1 protein-coding gene is annotated in these 1,171 nt (G+C 55.8%); it reads right to left on the reverse strand.

Annotated features, from left to right (window positions below; genetic code table 11):
• On the reverse strand, nt 1-1,171 hold a 1,171-nt coding region (locus tag FEK46_RS23325), incomplete at both ends, for an Ig-like domain-containing protein (protein ID WP_171021387.1).

The raw sequence follows: 1,171 nt of genomic DNA on the forward strand, positions 1-1,171 counted from the left end.
TACCGCGGCGGTTTTACTGTCAGCCATAAAGTGCAGGACCGGAGAAGCCAGCTTCTGACCCTGCAGCGTGGCAGTCAGCGTAATCTCTTCCACCGCCGGAGAACTGACCTGGACTGTGACATGTCCCTGCTCGTCTGTCTGGGTGGTCGTGGCGGTTAACTGTGCGGTGTTGCTGGTTGAACTCCAGTCGATCTGGACATTCTTTAACGGATTACCCTGTGCGTCTTCTGCGACAGCAGTCAGTGTGGCGCTGTCCTTTCCGTCGGCCAGCAGGGTGGTTTTATCCGGTGAAATGCTTTTCAGCACGGCGCTTTTGGCGTCGGCAACAAACGTCAGCGTGGTGGTTTGTTTCGCTGCACCGTTCGCGGTGGTGGCAGAAACAGTAGCCTTCCCGGCACGGGTGGAGGTGAAATGCATGGTTGCAACCCCCTGATTATTCGCAAGGCTGCTGGTGCTGGCAAAGATCACTTTCGGATCATTGCTGCTCCAGTTGACCTGTGCGCCAGGCAGAGTATTGCCGTTCGCATCTTTCACCGCGACAGACCAGGTTATCGGTTCGTTGCCATCGGCGACGGCCTGAGTTTTGTCCACTTTGCTGTCAGACAGGGTCGCGGTGGCTATATTACCAATCACATTCACCGCCACGGTCTGGCGGCTGTTATTACTTTCTGCCGTGACATGCGTGGCCGCGGCCCGGGTAGCAGAATAGGTTATCTCTGCAATACCCTGACTGTTGGTGTCGCTGTAATTATTGGACTGGAAAGACCCGCTGGTATTATCGGTACTCCAGTTAATCCTTTGATTTACGACAGGATGACCGGCTTTGTCCACCACTGTGGCTTTCAGCGTCATGCTATCGCCTGCTGCCACATCCGCTGTTGTGGACGGAGTGAGTGTAGAGACTGTGGCGGTGGCTGCGTCGGCGCTAAAGTTGATGGTGGCAGACGATTTGTTCACACCGTTGGCGGTTGCCACGGCCTGACAGGCGACCACATCCTCTGAAGCCAGCGTCGCGGTAACCCGGCCCTGATCGTCGGTTTTTTGCGGGCTGCCGGTAAGATGATACTTACCTGCCGGCTGGATCTGCCAGCTAACATCACTCTGGTTGACGGGGTTTTTGTATTGATCTTCCACTCTGGCGGTCAGGGTTACCAGATCCTTGCCATTCGCC

Source organism: Escherichia sp. E4736 (genome assembly GCF_005781225.1).
Taxonomy (GTDB): domain Bacteria; phylum Pseudomonadota; class Gammaproteobacteria; order Enterobacterales; family Enterobacteriaceae; genus Escherichia.